This window comes from Pseudomonas sp. ANT_H4 (assembly GCF_008369295.1).
Classification (GTDB): domain Bacteria; phylum Pseudomonadota; class Gammaproteobacteria; order Pseudomonadales; family Pseudomonadaceae; genus Aquipseudomonas.
This window is the reverse complement of sequence record NZ_VOBG01000034.1, coordinates 20,586-38,106: the sequence shown is the minus strand read 5'-3', so window position 1 is coordinate 38,106 and position 17,521 is coordinate 20,586. Positions and strand designations below refer to the sequence as shown.

15 protein-coding genes are annotated in these 17,521 nt (G+C 60.1%); 5 read left to right on the top strand and 10 right to left on the bottom strand.

The genetic code is table 11. The features are described from left to right. Nucleotides 1–248: 248 nt before the first annotated feature. Both FQ182_RS26840 and FQ182_RS26835 read left to right on the top strand, forming a co-directional pair. Entirely contained in the window at nucleotides 249–470 is a 222-nt protein-coding gene (locus FQ182_RS26840) for a PLD nuclease N-terminal domain-containing protein (RefSeq protein WP_149414963.1), read from the top strand. A 153-nt stretch (nucleotides 471–623) separates the two neighbouring features. Next, nucleotides 624–1,775, top strand: coding sequence for an alpha-hydroxy acid oxidase (locus FQ182_RS26835; protein ID WP_149414962.1), 1,152 nt, complete (start codon nucleotides 624–626; stop codon nucleotides 1,773–1,775). A gap of 296 nt (nucleotides 1,776–2,071) precedes the next feature. Here the strand turns inward: FQ182_RS26835 and FQ182_RS26830 are convergent, their stop codons facing one another. Then, nucleotides 2,072–3,214 (bottom strand): diguanylate cyclase, encoded by a 1,143-nt coding sequence (locus FQ182_RS26830; RefSeq protein WP_149414961.1) that lies wholly within the window; start codon nucleotides 3,212–3,214, stop codon nucleotides 2,072–2,074. 199 nt (nucleotides 3,215–3,413) lie between these two features. Here FQ182_RS26830 and FQ182_RS26825 point away from each other — a divergent pair, with 199 nt between their 5' ends. The 3 genes from FQ182_RS26825 (at nucleotide 3,414) to FQ182_RS26820 (ending at nucleotide 4,841) form a co-directional block, all read left to right on the top strand. Then, nucleotides 3,414–4,010, top strand: a complete 597-nt coding sequence (locus tag FQ182_RS26825; protein ID WP_149414960.1) for an NUDIX domain-containing protein — start codon at nucleotides 3,414–3,416, stop codon at nucleotides 4,008–4,010. A gap of 17 nt (nucleotides 4,011–4,027) precedes the next feature. After that, complete coding sequence (locus FQ182_RS29935; RefSeq protein WP_178114537.1) at nucleotides 4,028–4,171, top strand: hypothetical protein; 144 nt, start codon at nucleotides 4,028–4,030, stop codon at nucleotides 4,169–4,171. An 82-nt stretch (nucleotides 4,172–4,253) separates the two neighbouring features. After that, the gene (locus tag FQ182_RS26820) at nucleotides 4,254–4,841 is read left to right on the top strand and encodes a LysE family translocator (protein WP_149414959.1); all 588 of its coding nucleotides are present in this window, start codon (nucleotides 4,254–4,256) and stop codon (nucleotides 4,839–4,841) included. Between the two features lies 1 nt (nucleotide 4,842). Here the strand turns inward: FQ182_RS26820 and FQ182_RS26815 are convergent, their stop codons facing one another. The 9 genes from FQ182_RS26815 to FQ182_RS26775 form a co-directional block, all read right to left on the bottom strand. Then, on the bottom strand, nucleotides 4,843–5,676 hold the full coding sequence (locus FQ182_RS26815) for an AraC family transcriptional regulator (RefSeq protein WP_149414958.1): 834 nt from the start codon (nucleotides 5,674–5,676) through the stop codon (nucleotides 4,843–4,845). A 76-nt stretch (nucleotides 5,677–5,752) separates the two neighbouring features. Next, complete coding sequence (locus FQ182_RS26810) at nucleotides 5,753–8,221, bottom strand: TonB-dependent siderophore receptor (protein ID WP_149414957.1); 2,469 nt, start codon at nucleotides 8,219–8,221, stop codon at nucleotides 5,753–5,755. 112 nt (nucleotides 8,222–8,333) lie between these two features. Further along, the gene (locus tag FQ182_RS26805) at nucleotides 8,334–9,302 is read right to left on the bottom strand and encodes a FecR domain-containing protein (protein WP_149414956.1); all 969 of its coding nucleotides are present in this window, start codon (nucleotides 9,300–9,302) and stop codon (nucleotides 8,334–8,336) included. Then, nucleotides 9,299–9,829, bottom strand: coding sequence for a sigma-70 family RNA polymerase sigma factor (locus FQ182_RS26800; protein WP_149414955.1), 531 nt, complete (start codon nucleotides 9,827–9,829; stop codon nucleotides 9,299–9,301). The genes FQ182_RS26805 and FQ182_RS26800 overlap by 4 nt, the downstream gene beginning before the upstream one ends. 130 nt (nucleotides 9,830–9,959) lie before the next feature. Beyond that, a complete protein-coding gene (locus FQ182_RS26795) occupies nucleotides 9,960–11,573 on the bottom strand; it encodes an ABC transporter ATP-binding protein (RefSeq protein WP_149414954.1) in 1,614 nt (537 codons plus the stop codon). 1 nt (nucleotide 11,574) lies between these two features. Next, on the bottom strand, nucleotides 11,575–12,594 hold the full coding sequence (locus tag FQ182_RS26790) for an ABC transporter permease (protein ID WP_149494057.1): 1,020 nt from the start codon (nucleotides 12,592–12,594) through the stop codon (nucleotides 11,575–11,577). A gap of 1 nt (nucleotide 12,595) precedes the next feature. Further along, the gene (locus tag FQ182_RS26785; protein WP_149494056.1) at nucleotides 12,596–13,669 is read right to left on the bottom strand and encodes a microcin C ABC transporter permease YejB; all 1,074 of its coding nucleotides are present in this window, start codon (nucleotides 13,667–13,669) and stop codon (nucleotides 12,596–12,598) included. Nucleotide 13,670: 1 nt separating this feature from the next. Next, nucleotides 13,671–15,509 carry an extracellular solute-binding protein gene (locus FQ182_RS26780; RefSeq protein ID WP_149414998.1) on the bottom strand — a complete coding sequence of 613 codons (1,839 nt, stop codon included), beginning with the start codon at nucleotides 15,507–15,509 and terminating at the stop codon, nucleotides 13,671–13,673. Beyond that, nucleotides 15,506–17,335: an extracellular solute-binding protein gene (locus FQ182_RS26775; RefSeq protein ID WP_149414997.1), complete on the bottom strand. Its 1,830-nt coding sequence runs from the start codon at nucleotides 17,333–17,335 to the stop codon at nucleotides 15,506–15,508. The genes FQ182_RS26780 and FQ182_RS26775 overlap by 4 nt, the downstream gene beginning before the upstream one ends. Nucleotides 17,336–17,521: the final 186 nt, after the last annotated feature.

Below are 17,521 nucleotides of genomic sequence, written 5' to 3'. Positions count from 1 at the left end.
GACATAGATAGGCAACGGCCTCGGCACAATGTGCGCCCTGAAAGGAACTCAGCCAGGGAACGCCATGGTTCGCAACGCAAAATCCCACCTGCTATTTACCCCCCTCAGCCAATATCGAACTCAAGCTCTGGTGCGATGGGAACCCTGGTCATCCTTCCTGCCAGTGGGTGTGAGCCGGGGCCTGCAATTTTTAATGAACCCTCGCGCCCGTTGCCGGACCTAAGCCTTGAGACCTCAGGAGGTGAATCATGCAAATAGAATACGTTTGGATCGTTCTGGCGGCGCTATTGGTGCTGTCGGAGTTATGGGCGATCAATTGTGTACTGCGCAGTGGCAGTCGCTCCGAGACCAAATTGCTATGGGTGGTGGTGATTGTATTTGCTCCGCTGCTGGGGCTGATTCTCTGGGCGGTCACCGGGCCAAAAGGCGCGACCAAAGGGGCGTCCGGCCCTGGGCACAGCAAAACCTGACAGGGAATGGGCAAAGCAAACAGGCGCCGAGGCGCCTGTGTTCTTGTGCGTTACCGACGCCATTACCCGCTGGGGACGAAGGCACCATTGGTGATACCCATGCCCGCCACAGCCGGTTACTCTCTGGGTTCAGTTCAGGGAGAGGTGGCATCGATGACGCTGATCACTACGATCGAAGACTTGCGCAAGCTGGCACAAAAACGCGTACCGCGAATGTTCTACGACTACGCCGACTCCGGCTCGTGGACCGAGAGTACCTACCGCGCCAATGAAATGGATTTTGCCCAGATCAAGTTTCGCCAGCGGGTGGCACGCAATATCGACGAGCGCTCGATACGCACCACCATGATCGGCCAGGACATGGCCATGCCGGTGGCACTGGCTCCCACCGGGCTTGCCGGCATGCAGCATGCCGATGGCGAAATCCTCACCGCCCGTGCGGCTGCGGCGTTTGGCCTGCGTTATACCTTGTCGACCATGAGCATCTGCTCGCTTGAGGACATTGCCGAACACGTCGGCAAGCCGTTCTGGTTCCAGCTGTATGTGATGCGCGACCGCGCCTTTATCGAACAATTGATTGAGCGGGCCAAGGCCGCTGGCGTTGATGCGCTGGTGTTGACCCTGGACCTGCAAATCCTCGGGCAACGCCACAAGGACCTGGTCAATGGCCTGTCGGCGCCGCCCAAGCTGACCCTGCCCAATATCCTCAACATGATGACCAAACCTCGTTGGGCCATGGGCATGCTTGGCACCAAGCGCCACGGTTTCGGCAACATTGTCGGGCACGTCAAGGGCGTGGCGGACATGAGTTCCCTGTCGTCCTGGACGGCCCAGCAATTCGACCCACGCCTGAGTTGGGCCGATGTCGAATGGATCAAGCGTTGCTGGGGCGGCAAGTTGATCATCAAGGGTATTCTCGATGTGGAAGATGCTCGGTTGGCGGCGGATTCCGGCGCTGATGCCTTGGTGGTGAGCAACCACGGCGGGCGTCAGCTCGATGGCGCGCCGTCGAGCATCAGCCAGTTGCCGGCCATCGTCGAGGCGGTGGGTGAACGCATCGAAGTGTGGCTCGACGGCGGCATTCGTTCCGGCCAGGACGTGCTCAAGGCTATGGCCCTGGGCGCCAAGGGCACGATGATCGGTCGCCCGCATTTGTATGGCTTGGGGGCGATGGGTGAAGCGGGTGTCACCAAGGCCCTGGATATCATTGCGCGGGAGCTGGATGTGTCAATGGCGTTGTGCGGCTATAACGATATTCGCAATGTGAACCGGGAGATTTTGCTGCCGGGCACTTTCCCCCAATAAAAATGCTTCCAGCGCAAAAAGAGTTGTCCACGAAAACCGTGGGTATCTCTGTGGATAACCTTGCGCGAGCCCGGTGGGGATGGCTATTTAACGTAAGGTTAATATTTGATCAGGCAACGTTGCAGGCCCGTATAGGGCGGGCTTGCGCTTGACACGCGCAGGCAAAACCGGTGCCGGATCAGCTTATGTCGCGTTGCCGCCGCGTGTAGGAACAGGCCCGGCAACCTGCGCGGGCATCTTCGCTTGCAGTAAGCCATTAAGGGCCTGGCGATACGACACCGGTTCAGGACAGATGCCTAGTCCATCTGGACGCGGTTGCGTCCCCGATCCTTGGCCCGATACAGGGCTTGATCGGCTTGCGAAAGCAGGCGCGAAAGGTCGTAGCAAACCGGGGTCGTCGTTACGACGCCGATGCTCACACTCAGGAATCCCGGCGCCAACAGGTCCAGGTTGGCAAACTCCTGGCGAATGCGCTCGGCCACGTGGATGGCGCCTTGTTTATCGGTGTCGGCCAGCAGGCAAGCAAACTCTTCCCCGCCAATGCGGGCGAACAGGTCGTTTTTGCGCAACGCTGACTGGGTCACTCGGCTGAAGGCAATCAACGCCTGGTCGCCCATGGGATGGCCAAAACTGTCGTTCAAACGCTTGAAGTGGTCCAGGTCGCAGAGCAGCAGCGCCACGCTGGTGGCGCGTTGCTGGCTGTTGGTTAACAGTTGCTCGCCGTAGAGCATGAAGGCCCGGCGATTGCCGATTCCCGTCAGCACGTCGCTGAAGGCGGCGGCCTTGAACCGCAGTTCGGCCCGCTCCTTGACCATCGCCAGGGTTACGTAGGCAATGCCGATGGCATACAACATGGATTCAAACAGCATGAAGGAAAAAAACGATACCCCTTCACCCAGCAAGGCATGCTCGCTCTTGATGGGCAGCCCTCGATCGATGAGGCTACGCATGCAGTAGAAAGAGGTGTGCCAAACGGTCAGGACCAGCGCCGGCATGTAGGCGACTTCAAGGGCCTTGCGATGACGCCACAGCTCCAGGGCCGACAGCACGCCATAGCTGGCCGCCAGTAGCGAATACAGGGAGACCCGTGCGGACATTGAGCCGTAGAACTGCGGCACCAGGCACATCACCAGCCACAGGCCGGCGCCACCAAAGATGCCCGGCACACAGGGTTGGCGCCCGACAAACAGGCGCATGGCCGTCCAGTTCATTGCGGCGCTCAACAGCAGCACGATGTTACCCAGGATCAGCGCAACGAAATCCATGCCCACGCCGCGCACCACGATAAGCCCTGTGCCCAGGGAGGCGAGCAGCAGCATGACACCCAGGTAGCCCAGGGTTGGCTCACGCACACGGCTCCAGGCGTGAACGGTCAGCAGGCCCATCAGGCAAAAAATGAACACCGAGACCATCAGCAGTGTTGGAATGTGCAGCATCATGTCCTTGACCCCGCAAACGCACTGTCGAGATACCCCCTGAGGGACGCCTGGAAGTGGCGCAGCCTGGCTCTTGAGCCGTCAGCGGGATGAAGATGGGGCGCGATTGTAGCCGGATCTACGGGGTGTTGCGCCATCGTCCGCTTGACGATGCGCGAGCGGCAACGACATGCTCCATATCCCAAGGAAAAAAGGCCTGGTCATGGACAACAGCTCTGTACGCATCACTGCTGAAGAAACCCTCTCGGACAACTGGTACCTGCTGAAAAAATACAGCTTTGACCTACGCCGTCGCGACGGCAGCTGGCAGGCACAGACCCGCGAGGTCTACGACCGTGGCAACGGCGCAACCATCCTGCTGTACAACGCCCTGCAACGCACCGTGCTGTTGATCCGCCAGTTCCGTATGCCGACGTTCGTCAACGGCCACGGTGGCTACCTGATCGAATCCGCAGCGGGGTTGCTTGACAACGCCAGCCCCGAGGAACGCATTCGCCTGGAAGCAGAGGAAGAAACCGGCTACCGGGTCGGGCATGTGGAAAAGATCTATTCGGCCTTTATGAGCCCAGGCTCGGTGACCGAACGCATTCATTTTTTTATTGGCCAATACCAGCCCAGTGACCGTGTGGGGGATGGCGGTGGCCTGGAAGATGAGGGCGAAGATATCGAGGTCTTGGAGCTGGGGTTTGAAGAGGCGATTGCCATGGTGGAGCGTGGTGAGATCGTTGATGGCAAGACCATCATGTTGCTGCAGTACCTGGAGTTACGGTTGCTCAAGGCGGCGTTGTCTGCGGATTAACGGTGTGGTGAGTGGCCTTGGCCCTCACCACAAAAAATCATCCATCAGGCATAACCGGCGTGTTTGCCTACGGTGACGCGGCCATTGCCGCAGGTTCGGTAGCGCGGGCGGCGATGTTGCTGCATTTGAGCAATAGCCTGGAGCGGATGACGGGGGAGTGAGGGGCATTTTCTTCAATACCTGATCAGCAAGGCGCTTTATCGTGTTTGTCATACCCACCTGACAAAACAAAAGGGAAGCGCAATGAGTTTGATCATGTCCATGGCCGCCTTCGCACTGGCCACCTCCATTACACCGGGGCCGGTGAACGTGGTGGCCTTGAGTTCGGGGGCGCGTTTTGGTTTTGGCGCCAGCCAGAAGCATGTGGCTGGGGCATCCCTGGGGTTCACCTTGCTGCTGGTGTTGATCGGCCTGGGGTTACATGAGCTGTTGGTGCGCTGGCCGGTGCTGACTCAGGGCATTCAATGGGCCGGCGTCGCCTTCTTGCTCTACATGGCTTACAAACTGGCCGTCGACGATGGTCGGCTTGATGCAGAAGGGACGGCGACCGCGCCGTCGATGCTCTACGGCGCGATCATGCAATGGCTCAATCCCAAGGCTTGGCTGGCTTGTGTCGCGGGGATGGGGCTGTTCGCCGCTCAGGGAGAAGCCCGGCAGGTCTGGCAACTGGCGGCGGTGTATCTGGTGGTCTGTTATCTATCGGTGGCGTGCTGGGCCTACGTTGGGACGTTCTTTCGCCGTTACCTGAGTAATGCCCGTGGCATGCGCCTATTCAACCGTGTGATGGCGCTGTTGCTGGTGATCAGCGTGGTGTACCTGCTGCTGGCCTGACTCAGTCGCGATACTGCCCTGGCGTGGCCGCCAAGTGCTGCTTGAAGGTGCGTTGGAAATGCGCCTGGTCGGCAAAGCCCGCGGCCAGTGCCACGTCGGCGATCAACTGGCCGTCGCGCAGTTGGGCGCGGGCAAACTGGATGCGACGGTTAACCAGGAACGCATGGGGCGTCATGCCGTAATACTGTTTGAACGCCCGGATCAGGTACGACGGCGACAACTGCACCGCCTGGCAGATGTCTTCCAGTTTCAGCGCCTCGGTACAATGTTCGCGGATGTACTCGGCGGCCCGCTCCAGCTTGTGGTTGACCTCACGTACAACGGTTGTCGCCGGGTTCAGGCGTAACTGCACCTCACTGAAAAAACTCACCACCGCGCTCTGCTTGTGCAAGTGCTCGGCCTGCTCGTCCACCAATACTTCATACAGCTCGTTCAAGCCGCCAAATAGCACGGGGTCGCGAGTGTGGGTGGTGGTGAACTGACGAAAGTCCAGCTCTGTGCTGAACCCCAATTGATGTTGCAGATCGGTCAGCCAGGGCGTGTCGATATACAGCATGTGATAGGACCAGGGCTGGTCGTCGATGGGATTGCAGGCGTGGACGTCGCCGGGGTTCATCAGGACCACGGTGCCGGCGCTGATCTGGAAAGTAGACGAACCGTGGATATACAGGCTCTGCCCGGCGGTGATTGCGCCAATCGAAAAGTGCTCGTGGGAATGCCGGGTGTAGCAGACCTTGCGACCATCGACGATGGTCCGGGCCTCGATGAAAGGCAGGCTGTCGTCGCGCCAGAAGCGCGGCGCACACGAAGGTTGATCAGTGGCGTTCAGCGACATGTCCGTAGCTCCATCCCGAGCAAGGTCGAGCCTGGAACATTACACAGCCTTGCGCTGAATCGCCACGTGCATCAGGTCAGAAGTCCCACTTGGTCGCCAGTTGCAGGCTGCGGGGCTCGCCATAGAAGCCGGTGCCAAAGTTGCCCAGGCCCGTGTAGTACTTTTTGTCGAAGGCATTCTTGACGTTCAAGGTGGTGCTCAAATGCTCGTTGAAGCGATAGCGCGCCATCAGGTCCACCAGGAAGTAGTTGTCCTGGGTGATACGTTCGTATTGACCGAAGTTGATCGAGTCATTGGGATTGGGCTGGAACACGTTGCCGAAGAACTCGCTCTGCCAGTTCACGCCGGCGCCCAGCGTCACGTTCTCCAGGGCGCCTGGCAGGCGATAGGAGTTGAACAGGCGCACCACTTGCTGCGGCGTGGTGGTTTGCAGGACTGAGCTGTAGACGTAGTCGTTGTTGGCATCGCGAGTGTGCTGGTAGGTGTAGCCGGCCGAGACATTCCAGCCATCGAGCACTTCACCGGCCAGTTCCACCTCGAAACCCTTGGTGGTGGCGCCGGCAATCGGGCGATACACCGAGTCGGTTTCAAAGCCGGAGACGTATTGGGCAACGTTGTCCTGCTCGATGCGGAAAGCGGCGAAACTGGCATTCAGACGACCGTCGAAAAATGCGGCCTTGAGGCCGGCTTCGTAGGTGTCACCTTCGATCGGGTCAAGCAGTTTACGGTCGACGTCCTTGCTGTTTTGCGGCTGGAAGATCTTGGTGTAGCTGGTGTACACCGACCAGATATCGTTGAGGTCGTAGACAATACCGGCATACGGGGTGACGACGCCGGTCTGCTTGTAACTGGTGCGATTATCGGCAGTCGCCGGGTCGTAGAAATCGGTGTTGTCGTTGCTGCTGAAGTTGCTGACCCGTGTGCCAAGGATCACCGACAAGTCATCGGTGGGCTTCAGTCGGGTGGCCAGATAGGCCCCGGTCTGGCGCTCGACGATGTCGGTCTGGCCACTGCGCGGGATGTTCGGTTTCAGGTATTCGCCGCGCCAGTCATAAATGCTGCCACCCACTGGCGGGTAAATCGAGCCGTAGACCGGAATGTCCTGTTTCGAGCGGGTGGCCATGAAGCCCATGACCAACTCGTGCTCGCGGCCAAACAGACTGAACGGGCCGTTGAGGTTGACGTCCAGGGTGTTCTGCACCTGATCGCCCTTGTACTTGCCCATGAACATGTACATGCCGTCGCCGGTGACCTGGTCCGGGTTGCCGCCACTGGCGGAGGCGAGCAGGGTGTCGTGCTGGCTGCGCTTGCGGTCCAGGCTGACTTTCAGCGACCAGTCGTTGGCCAGTTTTTGTTGCACCGAGGCGAAGAGCGTCTGGTTCTGGAAGTCGCGGCGGCTCCAGTCGGCGGCCGGGTTGAAGGACCGGGAGAAATTAGTCCGATTGCCGTTGCTGAAATACATCGGGAACCCGGTCCAGCTGGCGCCACGGGAGCGGGTGTCCTGCTGGTCGATGCCGAAGGTCAGCAAGGTGTCCGGCGTCAGGTCGGCTTCGAGGATGCCGTAGGCGATATCCTTGGTGTTCTGGTAGTGATCCAGGTAGGACGAGCGATCCTGATAGACCCCGACAAAGCGCCCGCGCACGTTGCCCGATTCGGTCAGCGAGCCGGAAATATCGCCTTCGGTGCGGTAGTTGTCCCAGGAGCCGACGGTGCCGGTCACCGAGGCCTTGAATTCCTTGGTGGGCTTTTTACGGATCAGGTTGACCGTGGCTGATGGGTCGCCAGCACCGGTCATCAGGCCCGAAGAACCCTTGATGATTTCCAGGTGATCGTAGACGGCCATGTCGGTGCTGGTGGTGCCGTAGTCATACACACCGTCGTAGGTGGAGTTGACGCCGTCGTACTGAAAATTGGTGATCGGCAGGCCACGACTGGAGAACTCCCAGCGTTCACTGTCGTAGTTCTGCACGCTGACGCCCGGCGCGCGCCGCAGGGTGTCGGCGATGCTGTTGGAGCCCTGGTCGTCCATTTGCTGGCGGGTAATCACCGTCACCGATTGTGGTGTCTCGCGGATCGATAGCGGCAAGCCGGTGGCCGAAGACATCGAACTGGTGGTGTAGGCGTGACTGTCTTCGGTGGTGGCGCCCAGGCCCTGGCCGGAGATGGTGGTGGCGCCCAGTTCCAGGGCGCCGGTGCTGACAGGCGCCAGTTCCAGCACGTAGCCGTTGTTGCCCTGGGGTAGGGCTTGCAGGCCACTGTCTTGCAACAGGCGCTGCAAACCGCTGGCCGGTGTGTAGCTGCCACTGAGACCTGGGCTGGTTTTTCCGGTGGCCAGGCTGTTGTGACCGGCGATGAAAATTCCCGACTGCTCGGCAAAGCGGTTCAACACGCTGACCAGGGAGCCTCCGGCGATGTTGTAGCTGCGGGTGGCTTCTTGGGTCGATGGCGCTTCGGCGGACTGGACATTGAGCGAGCCCAGGCAGAGCAGGGTAGCGGTGATGGCCAGCGCCAACGGACGTACAGCGAAAGCAGCGGGTTGCAACATGGAGGGTTTCCCTTTTTTCCAGGCGTTGGATCAAGTCGTTCGGTGAATACGAAAGCGTCTGCTGGGTTAACCGAACGAGCGTTGGAAAAGGGAACTGATAACGGAAACTTTTTTATGCCGAAGGATTTTTCGGCCCGACCGTGACCCACCATGGCATGAGTGTGTCCACGCGAATCGGCAGTGCGGCTTGCAGCAGGTGCAGCGCGTGATCGCTGTCCTTGAGGGGGAATGAGCCCATCACCGGCAGTTGTGCCACCGCCGGATCGCAACCCAGATGGCCTGGGCGATAGCGGTTGAGTTCGGCGATCAGCTTGCCGAGAGGGAGGTTGTCCGCCAGCAACACGTCGCGGCACCAGGCTTCTCGGGTGGCGGACGCTGGCGAGGTGGCGTTGAATCTGTCGCGGGTGAATGTCACCTGCTGCCCGGCCTCGATAATTCGCACCTGCTGGCTGGCGGCGGTGCGCACCTCGACCCGGCCTTCAAACACATTGAGGGCAGTACTGTCGCCGTCTTGCAAGACACTGAAGCGGGTGCCCAGTGCGCGCAGGCGGCCCTGTTCGGTCTCCACCAGGAACGGACGATTCCCATCCTTGGCGGTCTCGATCAGCACTTCGCCAAAGCGCAGGTGCAGCAAGCGTTGAACGGTATCAAAGCGCACATCCAGGGCGCTCAATGCGTTGAGCCATACGTGGCTGCCATCAACCAGCAGCGCTTCGCGGGTTTCACCGCTGGCGGTGGCATAGTCTGCACTCCAGCCGCCCACCAGCCGGGGCAGGGCGGTGTTGCGCCAGGTACCCCAGGCCAGCGTTGAACCTGCGCACAGCACCAGCAGGGCCTTGAGGGTCTGGCGTCGGGAACTGCGCAGGGCGCGGCTGGCGCCATGGGACTCCTCGGCCAGCGGCGCAAAGCGTTGGCTGACACGCTCCACATAACGCCAGGCAGCCTGGTGCTCAGGACTTTGCCCCAGCCAGGTCTGCCAGTGTTGCTGTGCCTGCGCGCCCACCGGCTGATCCTGCAGGCGTACGTACCATTGCGCGGCTTGTTCCAGGCTGGCGTGGCTGAGCTTTCCAGGGCTGTTCATTCCACCAGCATCCCGTCCAGTTCCGCTTCCAGCACCGCGCAATGCAGCAGCGCCTGGGCCAGGTATTTTTTCACCATCCGTTCGCACACCCCGAGCTGAATGCCGATTTGCTTGTAGGGCATTGCGTGCAACTGGGCCAGCAGGAAGGCCTCGCGGACCTTCTGGGGCAGGCGAGCCAGCATCGCGTCCACTTCGTAGAGGGTCTCGACGATGATTGCCCGTTGTTCCGGTGATGGCTGTACGGCTTCAGGGCGTGCAGCGAGACTTTGCAGCCAAGCCTGTTCCAGCTGTCGCCGGCGCCAGTGATCAATGCACAGGCCACGGGCGATGGTGGCCAAATAGGAGCGCTCGCGTACTTCACCAGCCTCGGCCAGTGGGCGCTTGAGCACGCGGATAAACGTGTCGTGGGCCAGGTCGGCTGCATCCCAGCGGTTGCTCAGGCGCCGACGCAACAGCCCCAGCAGCCAGGAATGGTGAGTGCCATAGAGGAGGCTGAATGAGGTAGGCGAGGTCGACACAATATCCATCCGGCACAGATGCCTTGGTGTAAATAGGAATTGGTCGCGATTAAAGCAAAGAGGCGAAAACAGTGCAAATGATATTGGTTTGCTTTTGGGTGTATTTCCTCAGGGCCCGTGCCGCTACAGGGGGATAGATTCAGGAGCTCTCTGGGTACGGCACCAGAAATGCCGCCTCCAGCAACTGCCGGGTATACGCATGCTGGGGATCGGCGAAGATCGCTTGCGCATCACCCTGTTCCACCACTTGCCCATGCTTGACCACCATCAACTGGTGACTCAAGGCCTTGACCACCGCCAGGTCATGGCTGATGAACAGGTAGGTCAGGTTGTACTTGGCCTGTAGGTTGCGCAGTAGCTCCACTACCTGGCGCTGCACCGTGCGGTCAAGCGCCGAGGTCGGTTCGTCCAGCAGGATCAGCCTTGGCTTGAGCACCAGTGCCCGGGCGATGGCGATGCGCTGGCGTTGACCGCCGGAGAACTCATGGGGGTAACGGTGGCGGGTTTGCGGGTCCAGGCCGACTTCCTTGAGGGCGGCGATAATCGCTTCCTCCTGTTCGGCCGGGCTGCCCATCTTGTGAATGCGCAGGCCTTCGCCAACAATCTCGCTGACGCACATGCGCGGGCTCAAACTGCCGAATGGGTCTTGGAACACCACCTGCATTTCCCGGCGCAACGGTCGCACCTGTTGTTGGGTGAGGCGATCCAGTTGCTGGCCTTCGAAGCAAATACCGCCCTTGCTGCCGATCAGCCGCAGGATAGCCAGGCCTAGTGTTGACTTGCCCGAGCCGCTTTCACCGACGATGCCCAGGGTTTGGCCCTGGGGCAGGCTGAAGTTGATGCCGTCTACTGCCTTGACGTAATCGACGGTAGTGCGCAGAAACCCCTTCTTGATCGGGAACCAGACCTTCAGGTCATCGACCTCCAGCAATGGCGGGCCGATGACATTGGTGGCTGGCAAGCCACTGGGCTCGGCGGCCAGCAGTTCCTGGGTATAAGGATGCTGCGGTGACTGAAATAGCGTTTCGCAATCAGCCTGCTCGACGATACAGCCGCGCTGCATCACGCACACGCGATGGGCAATGCGCCGCACCAGGTTCAAGTCGTGGCTGATCAACAGCAAGGCCATGCCCAACCGTGCCTGCAGCTCCTTGAGCAGTTCCAGGATCTTCAACTGCACGGTCACGTCGAGGGCGGTGGTCGGCTCGTCGGCGATCAGCAGTTCCGGCTCGTTGGCCAGGGCCATGGCGATCATCACCCGCTGGCGCTGGCCGCCGGACAGTTCGTGGGGCAAGGCCTTGAGGCGTTTGTGGGGCTCGGGGATGCCCACCAGCTCCAGCAGCTCCAGGGTGCGTATGGTGGCGGCCTTGCCGGTCAGGCCCTTGTGCAGGCCCAGCACTTCGTTGATCTGCTTCTCGATGGAATGCAGCGGGTTCAACGAGGTCATCGGCTCCTGGAAGATCATCGCAATGCGGTTGCCGCGAATATGCCGGATGGTTTTTTCTTTCAGGGTCAGTAAGTCTTGCCCGGCGTACTGGATAGTGCCGGACGGATGCCGCGCCAGCGGGTAGGGCAGCAGGCGCAGGATCGAGTGAGCGGTCACCGATTTACCAGAGCCGCTTTCGCCCACCAGGGCCAGGGTTTCGCCGCGCTTGATATCAAAACTCACGCCATCGACCACGCGCTGGTGGTTGGCGCCCACCACGAACTCGACGGAGAGGTCGCGGACTTCGATCAGATTGTCCTGATTCATCTCATTTCCTCGGGTCGAAGGCATCGCGAGCGGACTCGCCGATAAACACCAGCAAACTCAACATGATCGCCAGCACGGCAAAGGCACTCATGCCCAGCCACGGCGCTTGCAGGTTGGATTTACCCTGGGCCACCAACTCACCCAAAGACGGCGAACCGGCTGGCAGGCCAAAGCCCAGGAAGTCCAGGGCGGTCAGGGTACCGATGGCGCCAGTCAGAATGAACGGCATGAAGGTCATGGTCGAGACCATGGCGTTGGGCAGGATATGGCGGAACATGATCGCGCCATTCTGCATGCCCAGGGCCCTGGCCGCGCGCACGTACTCCAGGTTGCGCCCACGCAGGAACTCGGCGCGCACCACGTCCACCAGGCTCATCCAGGAAAACAGCAGCATGATCCCCAGCAGCCACCAGAAGTTCGGTTGCACGAAACTGGCGAGGATGATCAGCAGGTACAGCACCGGCAAACCCGACCAGATCTCCAGGAACCGCTGCCCGACCAAGTCGACCCAGCCGCCATAGAAACCCTGCAACGCGCCGGCAACCACACCGATGATCGAGCTGAGTACCGTTAATGTCAGGGCAAACAGTACCGAAATACGGAAGCCGTAAATCACGCGTGCCAGCACATCGCGGCCCTGGTCGTCGGTGCCCAGCAGGTTGTCCGTGGAAGGCGGGGCAGGGGCCGGGACTTTCAGGTCGTAGTTGATGCTCTGGTAGCTATAAGGGATCGGTGCCCACAGGGTCCAGGCGTCCTTGGCCTTGAGCAGCTCACGGATGTACGGGCTTTTGTAGTTGGCTTCCAGGGGGAACTCGCCGCCGAAGGTGGTTTCCGGGTAGCGCTTGAGGGCCGGGAAATACCAGTCGCCGTCGTAATGCACCGCCAGCGGTTTGTCGTTGGCGATCAGTTCGGCGCCCAGGCTTGCGCCGAACAAAATCAGGAACAGCCACAGCGACCACCAGCCACGCTTGTTGGCCTTGAAGCGCTCGAAACGACGGCGATTGAGGGGGGATAGATTCATCTCAATGCTCCCGGCTTTCGAAGTCGATGCGTGGGTCCACCAGGGTGTAGGTGAGGTCGCCGATCAGCTTCACCACCAGGCCCAGCAAGGTGAAGATAAACAGCGTGCCGAACACTACCGGGTAGTCGCGGTTGATCGCCGCTTCAAAACTCATCAGGCCCAGGCCGTCGAGGGAGAAGATCACTTCCACCAGCAACGAGCCGGTAAAGAAGATGCCGATAAACGCCGAAGGAAAACCGGCGATCACCAACAGCATGGCGTTGCGAAACACATGACCGTAGAGCACGCGATGGTTGGTCAGGCCCTTGGCCTTGGCGGTCACCACGTATTGCTTGTTGATCTCATCGAGGAAGCTGTTTTTGGTCAGCAAGGTCATGGTGGCGAAGTTGCCGATTACCAGGGCGGTGACGGGCAACGCAAGGTGCCAGAAATAATCGAGTACCTTGGCGCCCCAGCTCAACTCGTCAAAGTCATTGGAGGTCAGTCCTCGCAAGGGAAACCAGTCGAAATAACTGCCACCGGCAAACACCACGATCAGCAGAATCGCAAACAGGAACGCCGGTATCGCATAGCCGACGATGATCGCCGAACTGGTCCAGACGTCAAAGTGGCTGCCATGGCGCGTGGCCTTGGCGATCCCCAGCGGGATCGACACCAGGTACATGATCAGGGTGCTCCACAGCCCGAGGGAGATGGACACCGGCATCTTTTCCTTGATCAGGTCGATGACCTTGGCGTCACGGAAAAAACTGTCGCCGAAATCCAGCCTGGCGTAGTTCTTGATCATGATCCACAGGCGTTCCGGCGCCGACTTGTCGAAGCCGTACATCTTCTCGATTTCCTTGACCAGCGCCGGGTCCAGACCCTGGGCACCACGGTAGCTGGAGCCCGCCACCGACACTTCGGCGCCGCCGCCGGCAATTCGGCTGGTGGCGCCTTCAAAGCCTTCGAGCTTGGCGATCATCTGCTCCACCGGGCCACCGGGAGCGGCCTGGATGATGACGAAGTTGATCAGCAGGATGCCGAACAGGGTCGGAATAATCAGCAGCAGTCGGCGAAAAATATAGGCCAGCATGTTAATCGCCTCCGCTCGCCGGATCGGCGGTTGGGTCTGTGTCCAGGGTCACGGCCGGTTTGGCATCGGGCTTGATCCACCAGGTGGCGATACCGACGTCATAGCGCGGCGGGACCTTCGGGTGGCCGAGGTGATCCCAGTAGGCCACTCGGTAGGTCTTGATGTGCCAGTTGGGGATCACGTAGTAGCCGAACTGCAGCACCCGGTCCAGGGCCTTGGCGTGGGCTATCAGGCTTTTGCGCGAGTCGGCGTCGATCAGCTCTTCCACCAACTGGTCGATGGCCGGGTCTTTCAGGCCGATGTAGTTACGGCTGCCCGGATTGTCGGCGCTGGAAGATTTCCAGAACTCACGCTGCTCGTTACCTGGTGAGGAGGATTGCGGGAAGCTGCCCACCACCATGTCGAAGTCACGGGAGCGGATGCGGTTAATGTATTGAGAGACGTCGACCCGACGAATCACCAGGTCTATCCCCAAGTCCGACAGGTTGCGCTTGAACGGCAACAAAATGCGCTCGAACTCGGTCTGGGCCAGGAGGAACTCGATGGTCACCGGCTTGCCGGTTGCGTCGACCATCTTGTCGTCGACGATGCGCCAGCCGGCCTCTTGCAACAGTTGATAGGCTTCGCGCTGCTGGGTGCGGATCATGCCGCTGGCATCAGTTTTTGCCGGCTGGAAGGCTTCAGTGAATACCTGGGGCGGGATCTTGTCGCGCAGCGGTTCAAGAATTGCCAACTCTTCGGGGCCGGGCAGGCCAATGGCCGCCATGTCCGAGTTTTCAAAGTAACTGCGGCTGCGGGTGTAGGCACCGTTGAACAGTTGCTTGTTGCTCCATTCAAAGTCCAGCAGCAGGCTGATGGCCTTGCGTACGCGCACATCCTGGAACATGGGTTTGCGAATATTGAAGACGAAACCCTGCATCCCGGTCGGGTTGCCATTGGGGATCTCTTCCTTGATCAGTCGGCCCTGGGTGACGGCTGGAATGTTGTAGGCATTGGCCCAGTTTTTCGCACTGATTTCCTGCCAGTAATCGAACTGGCCGGCCTTGAGTGCTTCCAGTGCAACGGTGTTGTCGCGGTAATAGTCGGTGACTCGGTAATCGAAGTTGTACAACCCCTTGTTGATCGGCAGGTCCTTGCCCCAGTAGTCCTTGACCCGCTCGTAGCGAATCGACCGGCCGGGCTTGACCTCGACGACCTTGTACGGCCCGCTGCCCAGTGGGACCTCCAGGTTGCCCTTGGCAAAGTCCCGAGCCGCCCACCAATGCTTGGGCAGCACCGGCAACTGACCGAGGATCAGCGGCAGTTCGCGGTTGTTGGTGCGCTTGAACTTGAACAACACCCGCAGTGGGTCTTCGGCCACCACTTCGTCGACGTCAGCGTAGTAGGTGCGATAGATCGGCGAGCCTTGTTTCATCAAGGTCTGGAAGCTGAATACCACGTCTTCGGCGCGCACCGGGTGGCCATCATTGAAGCGTGCTTCGGGCCGCAGGTAGAAACGCACCCAGCTGTTGTCGGGGGCTTTTTCGATCTTGCCGGCAATCAGGCCGTATTCGGTAATGGGCTCGTCGAGGCCTTGCTGGGCGAGAGTGTCGTAGACCAGGGTGATGTTGTCCGCCGCTACGCCCTTGTTGATGAAGGGGTTGAGGCTGTCGAAACCACCCATGCTGGACTCGCGAAAGGTGCCGCCCTTGGGCGCGTTGGGATTTACATAGTCGACGTGCTTGAAATCGGCGGGGTATTTGGGCGGTTCGTCATAGAGGGTCAGGGCATGTTTCGGCGCGGCATTGGCCGCAGCACAGAACAACAGGCCACCAAGAATCACAGTACGCAAAGGTATCATTGGGCTTTCTCCGAAGCTTTCAGCCACCATGCGCTCAGGCCCAGACTGTAGGGCGGCGTAGTGACGAAGGCGAACCGATTGCGGTACGCCAGGCGATGATAGTTGAGGTACCAGTTGGGAATACTGTAGTGCTGCCAAAGCAGGACCCTGTCCAGGGCTCGGCCCGCTGCCAGTTGCTCGTCGCGGGTCTGCGCGGCCAACAGTTGTTCCAGCAGATGGTCGACCACCGGGCTGGCGATGCCCGCGTAATTCTTGCTGCCCTTGATCCCAGCCTGGCTGGAATGGAAATACTGCCACTGCTCAAGCCCAGGGCTAAGGGTCTGGTTGAGTGTCATCAGAATCATATCGAAGTCGAATTGGTCGAGCCGTTGTTTGTACTGCGCCCGGTCAACGGTGCGCAAGCGGGCGTCGATACCGATGCTCGTCAGATTCTCCACATAAGGCTGAAGGATTCGTTCCAGGTTCGGGTTGACCAGCAGTATCTCGAAGCGCAGCGGCTGCCCCTCGCTGTTGAGCAGGCGCTGGCCGGAAAGCTTCCAGCCGGCTTCGGCCAGTAGCGCCAGGGCGCGACGCAGGGTGTCTCGGGGAATACCGCGCCCGTCGGTCTGGGGCAAACTGAAGGCCTGGGTGAAGAGGTTGGCCGGCAGTTGCTCGCGATAGGGCGAGAGCATCAGCCATTCATGGCCCACCGGTACCCCGGTGGCGGCGAATTCGCTGTTGGGGTAGTAGCTGAGCGTGCGCTTGTAGGCGCCGCTGAACAGGGTGCGGTTGGTCCACTCGAAGTCGAACATTAGCCCCAGGGCTTCGCGGACCTTGGTTTGGCTGAAAGTCGGGCGTCGGCTGTTCATGAACAGGCCTTGGCTCTGGGTCGGGATCTGGTGGGCAATCTGCGCCTTGATCACGTCGCCACGATTGACCGCCGGGAAGTTGTAGCCGTTGGCCCAGTTTTTCGCCTGATGCTCGATATAGATATCGAACTCACCGGCCTTGAAGGCTTCAAAAGCCACGTCGCTATCGCGGTAGAACTCCACCTCGACCTTGTTGTAGTTGTAAAAGCCACGGTTGACTGCCAGGTCCTTGCCCCAATAGTCCGTGACCCGCTCGAACACCAGTTGCCGGCCCGGCTGGACCTTGGCGATCCGATAGGGCCCGCTGCCCAGCGGGGGCTCGAACGTGGTGGCCTTGAAGTCGCGGTTTTTCCAGTAGTGCTGGGGCAGCACCGGTAACTCGCCCAGGCGCAGGATCAGCAGCGGATTGCCGGCGCGCTTGAACACAAAGCGGATGCGATGACGATTGAGGATGTCTACCCGCGCCACTTCCTGAAGGTTGGTGCGGTATTGCGGGTGGCCTTCGGTCAGCAGCGTGCGATAAGAGAACGCAACGTCGTAGGCGGTGATCGGCTTGCCATCGTGGAAACGGGCTTGCGGGCGCAGGTTGAACACCACCCAACTGCGGTCCTCGCTGTATTCCACCGATTGCGCGATCAGGCCGTAGCTGGAGGTGGGTTCATCGCCGGAGGGGGCGTATTGGCCGGTCCCGACCATAAGCGGCTCGTTAAGCTCGTTGACGCCGTATTGCAGGAAATTGGCAGTGGACACCGGGCTCGTACCCTTGAAGGTATAAGGGTTGAGGGTGTCGAAGGTGCCCGCGGCCATGACCCGCAAGGTGCCGCCCTTGGGCGCTGCGGGGTTTACCCAGTCGAAGTGGGTGAATTTGGCCGGGTACTTGAGCGTGCCGAACTGCGCATAACCGTGGCTCTCGGTAATGGTGGCGTTCGCGGAAAAGCTCAAGGCCAGACTTATTAGTAGAAGGAGGGAACGCTTCAAGTCAGAGATCCGATCCAGGCGGCTTGGGCTTTATGATCGGTACAGTAACAGCTTGTTCCGGCTGGAAAAAGGTTGTTAAAGATGGCGGCTATCCGAGGTGAGAGCTAGTTATTGTGGCGAACGGGCTTGCCCGCGTTGGGCCGCGAAGCGGCCCTCGGAATATGGATACCTTAATGGGGCTGCTGC

Excerpts from the sequence above, each read along its gene's own strand:
- FQ182_RS26840 (WP_149414963.1), top strand. The coding sequence starts at position 249 with ATGCAAATAGAATACGTTTGGATCGTTCTGGCGGCGCTATTGGTGCTG.
- FQ182_RS26835 (WP_149414962.1), top strand. The coding sequence starts at position 624 with ATGACGCTGATCACTACGATCGAAGACTTGCGCAAGCTGGCACAAAAA.
- FQ182_RS26830 (WP_149414961.1), bottom strand. The coding sequence starts at position 3,214 with ATGATGCTGCACATTCCAACACTGCTGATGGTCTCGGTGTTCATTTTT.
- FQ182_RS26825 (WP_149414960.1), top strand. The coding sequence starts at position 3,414 with ATGGACAACAGCTCTGTACGCATCACTGCTGAAGAAACCCTCTCGGAC.
- FQ182_RS26820 (WP_149414959.1), top strand. The coding sequence starts at position 4,254 with ATGAGTTTGATCATGTCCATGGCCGCCTTCGCACTGGCCACCTCCATT.
- FQ182_RS26815 (WP_149414958.1), bottom strand. The coding sequence starts at position 5,676 with ATGTCGCTGAACGCCACTGATCAACCTTCGTGTGCGCCGCGCTTCTGG.
- FQ182_RS26810 (WP_149414957.1), bottom strand. The coding sequence starts at position 8,221 with ATGTTGCAACCCGCTGCTTTCGCTGTACGTCCGTTGGCGCTGGCCATC.
- FQ182_RS26805 (WP_149414956.1), bottom strand. The coding sequence starts at position 9,302 with ATGAACAGCCCTGGAAAGCTCAGCCACGCCAGCCTGGAACAAGCCGCG.
- FQ182_RS26800 (WP_149414955.1), bottom strand. The coding sequence starts at position 9,829 with ATGGATATTGTGTCGACCTCGCCTACCTCATTCAGCCTCCTCTATGGC.
- FQ182_RS26795 (WP_149414954.1), bottom strand. The coding sequence starts at position 11,573 with ATGAATCAGGACAATCTGATCGAAGTCCGCGACCTCTCCGTCGAGTTC.
- FQ182_RS26790 (WP_149494057.1), bottom strand. The coding sequence starts at position 12,594 with ATGAATCTATCCCCCCTCAATCGCCGTCGTTTCGAGCGCTTCAAGGCC.
- FQ182_RS26785 (WP_149494056.1), bottom strand. The coding sequence starts at position 13,669 with ATGCTGGCCTATATTTTTCGCCGACTGCTGCTGATTATTCCGACCCTG.
- FQ182_RS26780 (WP_149414998.1), bottom strand. The coding sequence starts at position 15,509 with ATGATACCTTTGCGTACTGTGATTCTTGGTGGCCTGTTGTTCTGTGCT.